At 69.6% G+C, this 6,568-nt stretch carries 6 protein-coding genes; 4 read left to right on the forward strand and 2 right to left on the reverse strand.

Annotated elements, in window-relative coordinates:
- Together Q7V15_RS07045 and Q7V15_RS07050 are read right to left on the reverse strand one after the other, a co-directional pair.
- Positions 1-1,223, reverse strand: a 1,223-nt coding sequence (locus Q7V15_RS07045; RefSeq protein WP_304754734.1) for a glycogen debranching N-terminal domain-containing protein, incomplete at its 3' end; no start/stop codon positions are given.
- A 6-nt stretch (positions 1,224-1,229) separates the two neighbouring features.
- Positions 1,230-2,306: a glycosyltransferase family 4 protein gene (locus Q7V15_RS07050; protein WP_304754735.1), complete on the reverse strand. Its 1,077-nt coding sequence runs from the start codon at positions 2,304-2,306 to the stop codon at positions 1,230-1,232.
- Positions 2,307-2,456: 150 nt separating this feature from the next.
- Here Q7V15_RS07050 and pgl point away from each other — a divergent pair, with 150 nt between their 5' ends.
- The 4 genes from pgl to eda form a co-directional block, all read left to right on the forward strand.
- Entirely contained in the window at positions 2,457-3,140 is a 684-nt protein-coding gene (gene pgl, locus Q7V15_RS07055) for a 6-phosphogluconolactonase (protein ID WP_304754736.1), read from the forward strand.
- Positions 3,141-3,150: 10 nt separating this feature from the next.
- Positions 3,151-4,971, forward strand: coding sequence for a phosphogluconate dehydratase (gene edd, locus Q7V15_RS07060; protein ID WP_304754737.1), 1,821 nt, complete (start codon positions 3,151-3,153; stop codon positions 4,969-4,971).
- Positions 4,971-5,945 (forward strand): glucokinase, encoded by a 975-nt coding sequence (gene glk, locus Q7V15_RS07065; RefSeq protein WP_304754738.1) that lies wholly within the window; start codon positions 4,971-4,973, stop codon positions 5,943-5,945. Before edd ends, glk begins: the two co-directional genes overlap by 1 nt.
- The coding region (gene eda, locus Q7V15_RS07070; protein WP_304754739.1) for a bifunctional 4-hydroxy-2-oxoglutarate aldolase/2-dehydro-3-deoxy-phosphogluconate aldolase at positions 5,942-6,568 on the forward strand (627 nt) is incomplete at its 3' end. The genes glk and eda, both read left to right, overlap by 4 nt.

Here is a 6,568-nt window from a genome sequence, read left to right on the forward strand (position 1 = left end):
GTGGAGTCGCCGAACCGCTCGATCCAGGCCGTGGCCCGCTTCAGGGCCGGCCAGAGCACATCGATCAGCTCATAATCGCCGGTCCGCTCGGCATAGGCGCCGGCCAGGACGATGAACAGGGGCGTGGTGTCCACCCCCCCATAGTACCGGGCGAAGGGCACCTCGCCGACGGCGGGCATCTCGCCCTTGCGGGTCTCGTGCATGATCTTGCCAGGCGCGGCGTCGCGGAAGCTCGACACCTCCTCGGCCTGATGGGCGGCCAGATAGGTCAGCACGCCCTTGGCCAGGCCTGGGGCGAACCACAGCAGCTGCAGGCAGGTGATGATGGCGTCGCGGCCAAAGGCGGTGGAGAACCACGGAATGCCCGCATAGGGGTAGGGTCCGGTCTCCAGCCGTGTGGTCAGCAGGGCGAGGTCGGAGCGCGACCTGTCCAGCCATTCGTTGAACAGGCGGCCCGAGCTTTTCAGGCGGGCGCCGTGCCGGCGGCGGCGGCGCATGTCCCACCGGGCGCGGATGGCGGCCTCATCGAACCGCTCGCGGCTGGGGGTGGGGCCCCCATGGGCGCCGACCTCGACATAGAGCTCGAAATGGCCCTCGGGATTGAGGCTGCACATGAAGTCGGCCTTCTGGGCCGTGATGCGCCAGGGCGCGTCGGAGAAGGCGACGATGCTGGTGCGCTCCACATAGTCCAGCCCCTCATAGCCAAACCGCACCGAGCGCCCGTCGCAGATCGGGGGGCGGGTGACCCCACGTCGGGGGCGGCGCGCGCCCCGGACCTCGAACATGTCGCGAAAATCCGCGCCATATTCCACGCAGAGCGGCGCCAGCACCACGTCGCGGCTGTAGTTGACGATGCTGATCCGCTCATAGAGCCGCTCATCCCACAGGAACCGGCGGCGCTGCACATGCAGGATTCCCGGGGGGCCGACCGGCCCCCCGGGATAGGGCAGGGACTGGTTGGCCCCATTGGAGGAGAAGAAGACATTCTCCTGACCGATCGCCGCCGACAGCAGGGACGGCGGCGCATTTCCGAGCAGCAGGCGAAACCGCGACAGGATGCGGGTGTCGTTGTGAAACAGGCCGTCGCCGTCGCCGGTGATGTCGCCAAAGGCGTCGCACACCACGAAGGTGTCCTTGTCCTTCAGGGCGTAAAGCCGGTTGGGGGACCGGGCCTCGCCGGTGTCTCCGGTGGTGGTGAGGGTGTCGGGGGTCAGATCATCCATGGGCCCTCAGGCGCTGACGGCGAGGGGGAAGCCCAGGGGGCCTGGCGCGCCCCCGGACGAAACGCCCAGGGCCGCGTGCAGGTCCAGATAACGTTGGGCCATGGCCCGGGCCGAGAACCGGGTTTCGAACCGGGCGCGAATCTTGGCGCGATCATAGCCCGCGGTGGCGGCGACGGCGGCTGCCGCCTGGGTCTGGTTGCGGACGATCAGGCCGGTGAGCCCCGGCTCGACCACCTCGGGCACCGAACCGCAATCATAGGCGATCACCGGGACGCCGCAGGCCATGGCCTCGATCATCACCAGGCCAAAGGGCTCGGGCCAGTCGATGGGAAAGAGCAGCGCCTGGGCCCCACCCAGGAAGTCCGACTTCTCCCCATCGCCGATCTCGCCGACAAAGGTCACCAGGGGATGGTCCATCTGGGGTTTGATCCGGCTCGCATAATAGTCGCGGTCGGCCTGATCGACCTTGGCGGCGATCCTTAAGGGGACCCCGGCGCTGACGGCGATCTCTATGGCCCGGTCAGGACGCTTTTCTGGGGATATGCGGCCCAGAAAGGCGAGATAACCGCCGGGTTCGGGGTGAAAGCGGTACAGGTTCGCATCCATTCCATGATGGACGGTCCCGGCCCAGTTGGCCTCGGGCAGGGGCAGCCTCTGGTGGTCGCTGATCGACACCAGGGGAAAGTCCCGCCATCGGGCATAGACGCCAGCAAGGTCCTTGAGATCCAGACGGCCGTGCAGGGTGGTCAGGGTCCGGTGGGCCATGTCCCCGAAGAAGGGGAAATGGATCATGTCGGTGTGAAAGTGGATCAGGTCGAAATCCGCCGCGCGGTCTCGCACCTGGGCCAGGGCGTTCATGTGCGCCGCCAGGTCGGACTTCAGCGGACTGGGGTCCAGGCGGATGGCCTCATTGCGGACGGGAACCAGGCGCGCCTTTGTCCGGGCCTCGGCGCTGGCGAACAAGGTCACCTCGTGACCAAGGTCCACCAGGGCGTCGGTGAGGTGGGCGACCACGCGCTCGGTGCCGCCATAGAAGCGGGGCGGCACGGCCTCATACAGGGGAGAAACCTGTGCAATCCGCATCAGAATTGTCCTGGGCGCACGCCGAGGTCTGGGCGCTGGCGGCGTGCTGACGCCCAATGGCCCACCGCCTGGACGTAACCGGCGGCTGCGCCAATGGTTCCGCCGCAACGCGGGGCTGCATGGGCGCGGCGATCGGACTAGAAGGAAGCCATGATCGAGACCTTCGAATCCCCTGCGGCCCTGGCGGAAGCCGCCGCTCAAGCCACGATCGCGGCCCTGTCGCGGCCCCTGGCGGCAGGCGGGCGGGCCAGCCTGGTGGTCACGGGCGGCCGCTCCCCGGGCCTTGTCTATGACCTGTTGAGCCGCGCGCCTCTGGATTGGGCGCGGGTAGACATCACCCTGTCGGACGACCGCTTCGTGCCCGCCGATCACCCGGCCTCCAATGAGGCCCTGGTCTCGACCCGGCTGCGGGTGGGCGCGGCGGCGGCGTCGGGGTTCATTCCCCTGAGCCGGCCGGCGCCGAGCGCGGCCGCCAGCGCCGACCTGGCCGAGGCCGAGGTGGCGGCCCTGGCCCCCTTCCATATGACCCTGCTGGGGATGGGGCCTGACGGCCATGTGGCTTCGCTGATCCCCGGCGCAGACCGGCTGGAGAGCGCCATGGACCCGACGGGCGCTCGCGTCTGTCTGGGGATCGATCAGGCGATCGGCGACCCGCCCCTGCCACGGATCACCCTGAGCTTGGCGGCGTTGTTACAATCACAAGCCATCATCATCCTGATCGCCGGACCGGAAAAGCGCCAGGTCATCGCCCGCGCCAAGGCCGGAGCCGACCTGCCGGTCGGCGCGCTCTTGACCCAGACCCGCGTTCCCGTGCGGGTTCTCTGGACCCCCTGAGGAAGTCGCCATGCCCCTTCATCCCATCGTCGCCGAGGTCACCGCGCGGATCATCGCCCGCAGTCGGGACGCCCGGGGCGCCTATCTGGAACGGATGGAGGCCGCCCAGCGGTCCGGTCCTGGGCGGGCCAAGCTGTCCTGCGCCAACTTCGCCCACGCCTTCGCCGCCATGCCGGACGAGGGCAAGGCGAAGATGCGCAACCCGACGGCGCCGAACCTGGCCGTTGTGACGGCCTATAACGACATGCTCTCGGCCCATCAGCCCTATGAGCGGTTTCCCGATGTGATCCGCGCCGCGGCCGAGACGGTCGGCGCGACGGCCCAGGTGGCCGGCGGGGTGCCGGCCATGTGCGATGGAGTGACGCAAGGGCGTCCGGGCATGGAGCTGTCCCTGTTCTCCCGGGACGTGATCGCCATGTCGACCGGCATCGCCCTGTCTCACGACGCCTTCGACGCCGGGCTGATGCTGGGGATTTGCGACAAGATCGTGCCGGGCCTGACCATGGGCGCCCTGGCCTTCGGCCATCTGCCGGTGATCTTCGTCCCCGGGGGGCCGATGACTTCGGGGCTCTCCAACGCCGAAAAGGCCCGGGTGCGGGGCCTCTACGCCGAGGGCAAGGTCAGCCGTGAGGAGCTGCTGGACTCCGAGATGAAGTCCTATCATGGGCCGGGCACCTGCACCTTCTATGGCACGGCCAACACCAATCAGATGATGATGGAGATGACCGGCCTGCACCTGCCGGGCGCGGCCTTCGTCCACCCCAACACCCCCCTGCGCGACGCCCTGACGGCGGCCGCCGCCCAGCGGGCGGTGGAGATCATCGGCGGGGGCGAGGCCTATACGCCCATGGCCCAGGTCGTTGACGAGAAGGCCCTGGTGAACGCCATGGTCGGCCTGATGGCCACCGGCGGTTCGACCAATCACACCTTGCACATGGTGGCCATCGCCCGGGCGGCCGGAGTCCTGATCGACTGGTCGGACTTCGATGACCTGTCCCGGGCCGTGCCGCTGCTCGTGCGGGTCTATCCCAATGGCTCGGAAGACGTGAACGCCTTCCAGGCGGCCGGCGGCATGGCCTTTGTCATCCGGGAGCTGCTGGACGCGGGCCTCGCCCATGACGACGTGGTCACCGTGGCCGGCGGCGGCCTCAGATCCTATCAGCGCGAGCCCTTCCTGGAGGAGGGGCGGCTGGTGTGGCGGGAGGGGCCGACGGCCTCCCTCAATCTCGACATCCTGCGGCCGGTGAGCGACCCCTTCCAGCCGGAGGGGGGGCTGCGTCTGATGGAGGGCGGCCTTGGCCGGGCGGTGATGAAGACCTCGGCGGTGAAGGCCGAGCATCTGGTGATCGAGGCGCCAGCCCGGGTGTTCGACGACCAGGACGAGCTGCTGGCGGCCTTCCAACGGGGGGAGCTGACCGGCGACTTCGTCGCCGTGGTGCGGTTCCAGGGCCCCAGGGCCAACGGCATGCCCGAACTGCATAGCCTGACGCCGACCCTGGTCCTCCTGCTGGAGCGGGGGCAGAAGGTGGCCCTGGTCACCGACGGTCGCATGTCCGGCGCCTCGGGCAAGGCGCCGGCCGCCATTCATGTGACGCCGGAGGCCGCCGATGGCGGGGCCCTGTCGCGCGTGCAGGATGGGGATATGATTTTGGTGGACGCCCTGGCCGGACGGCTGGACATCCAGGTAGAGCCGGGCGTCTTGGCGGCCAGGCCCGCCGCACGGGGGCCGGACCACGCCCGTGGTTTTGGCCGGGAGTTGTTTGGATGGATGCGTCGCTCGGCCGGTCCGGCCGAGGCCGGGGCGTCGGTCCTGTTTGAGGAAGTCACCTGATGGCGCAAATCTATTCAGGTCTGGTGGGCGATGTGGGGGGCACCAACGCCCGGTTCGCCCTGGTGGACGGCGACGGCCATCTGCGTCACACCAAGACCTATGTCTGCGCCGAATACGGAGCCCTCGACGAGATCATCACGGTCTATCTCAATGAGACGGCGGGCAAGAAGCGTCCCGCCAAGGCGGTGATCGCCGTGGCCGGCCCGGTGGTCGACGGGGAGATCGAGTTCACCAATCTCGACTGGCAGGTGTCCGAGACCGACCTGATCGCCGCCTTCGGCTTTGACGCCATAAAGCTGGTCAATGACTTCGCCGGCCAGGCCATGGCCGCGCCGGTCCTGGCGGCCGCCGACATGCGCTCGATCGGTCCGGAGCTCCGGGGCGCCTCCACCTGTCCCATCGTCGTGCTGGGTCCGGGCACGGGCTTTGGCGTGGCCGCCGTGGCCCGCTCCCTGCACGTGGACATCGCCGTGGCCACCGAGGCCGGGCATGCGGGCTTTTCCCCCCATGACGAGGTTGAGGCTGAGCTTTGGCGACGTCTTCGGGAGCGCTATGGCCGGGTCTCGGTGGAGCGGGTCCTGTCGGGGCAGGGGGTGTTCGATCTCTATGCCGCCCTGGAGGACATGGCCGGCCGAACCCCGGAGCTGCCCGACGAACGGGCCGTGATCGCCGCCGGCGCCGCCGGCGATGAGGCCTGCGCCGCGGTGCTGGACCGCTTCTGCGCCATATTGGGGGGCGTGGCCGGTGATCTCGCCCTGACCTATGGCGCCCGGGGCGGCGTCTATGTGGGGGGCGGCATCGCCCCGCGAATGGTCGAGCGGCTGATGTCCGGGGGCTTCCGCGACCGTTTCGAGGCCAAGGGGCGGTTGTCGCCCTATGTCCGTGACATCCCGACCTTTCTCATCACCCATCCCTTTCCGGCCCTGGTGGGCTGCGCCCGGGAGCTGAGCCAACTGGAAGGCGTGCGCCTGTGACCCTGGACGACATCATGGCCCTGGCCCCGGTGGTGCCGGTGCTGATCATCGAGGACGCCGCCGACGCCGTCCCCCTCGCCCGGGCTCTCACCAAGGGCGGCCTGCGGGCCCTGGAGGTGACCCTGCGGACCCCCGCGGCCCTGGAGGCCATAGCCGCCATCGCCGGCGAGGTGGAGGACGCCGTGGTCGGCGCGGGCACCGTGACCTCGGCCACCGCCCGCCAGGCCGCCGCCCGGGCGGGCGCCCGCTTCGCCGTCAGTCCTGGCCTGATCGCCGGCGAGGGTCTGGAAGGACCCATTCCCCTGCTGCCCGGCGTGGCCACGGCCACGGAGCTGATGGCGGGGCTGGAGCGGGGCTTTTCGGCCTTCAAGCTGTTCCCCGCCAGCGTGGTGGGGGGCGTTCCCCTGCTGCGGGCCTTCGCCAGCCCCTTTCCCCAGGCGGTCTTCTGCCCCACCGGCGGCATCGACGCGGCCAGGGCGGCCGATTATCTGGATGAACCCAATGTGGCCTGTATCGGCGGGTCCTGGGTGGCCCCCAAGGCCGCGGTGGCGGCCGGCGACTGGGACGCGATCACCGAATTGGCCCGGACCGCGGCGGCCCTGCCCCGGCGACGCCCACCCCCG

It is taken from the genome of Phenylobacterium sp. (assembly GCF_030651755.1).
GTDB lineage: Bacteria > Pseudomonadota > Alphaproteobacteria > Caulobacterales > Caulobacteraceae > Phenylobacterium.

Excerpts from the sequence above, each read along its gene's own strand:
- pgl (WP_304754736.1), top strand. The coding sequence starts at position 2,457 with ATGATCGAGACCTTCGAATCCCCTGCGGCCCTGGCGGAAGCCGCCGCT.
- Q7V15_RS07050 (WP_304754735.1), bottom strand. The coding sequence starts at position 2,306 with ATGCGGATTGCACAGGTTTCTCCCCTGTATGAGGCCGTGCCGCCCCGC.
- glk (WP_304754738.1), top strand. The coding sequence starts at position 4,971 with ATGGCGCAAATCTATTCAGGTCTGGTGGGCGATGTGGGGGGCACCAAC.
- edd (WP_304754737.1), top strand. The coding sequence starts at position 3,151 with ATGCCCCTTCATCCCATCGTCGCCGAGGTCACCGCGCGGATCATCGCC.